This is a genomic window from Prauserella cavernicola, from assembly GCF_016595675.1.
GTDB classification, from domain to species: Bacteria; Actinomycetota; Actinomycetes; order Mycobacteriales; family Pseudonocardiaceae; genus Prauserella_A; species Prauserella_A cavernicola.
In genome coordinates, this window is sequence record NZ_JAENJH010000062.1 from 1 (window position 1) to 291 (window position 291).

1 pseudogene is annotated in these 291 nt (G+C 65.6%); it reads left to right on the forward strand.

The features are described 5' to 3' along the window. A pseudogene (locus JHE00_RS34695) lies at positions 1–291 on the forward strand (hypothetical protein); the annotation flags it as partial.

Below are 291 nucleotides of genomic sequence, written 5' to 3' on the forward strand. Positions count from 1 at the left end.
TCGAGGGAGCTGCTGACGTCGTCGCCACCGCTCGTGCCGCCCGCCGACTCGGCGAGCTTCGATGCCTACGGCGAGGTGCTGGAGAGCAGGCCGATCGGGCTGTGGCTCTGGAACTCGACGCTGGTGACGCTGGGAACGGCGCTGATCTCCATCGTGATCAGCACGCTCGGCGGCTACAGCCTCTCGCGTTTTCGCACCAAGGCACAGCAGGCGATGGGCTTCACGTTGCTGTTCAGCCGCATGCTGCCGGGAACGCTGCTGATCAGTCCCGTGTTCGTCATCTTCGCCTCG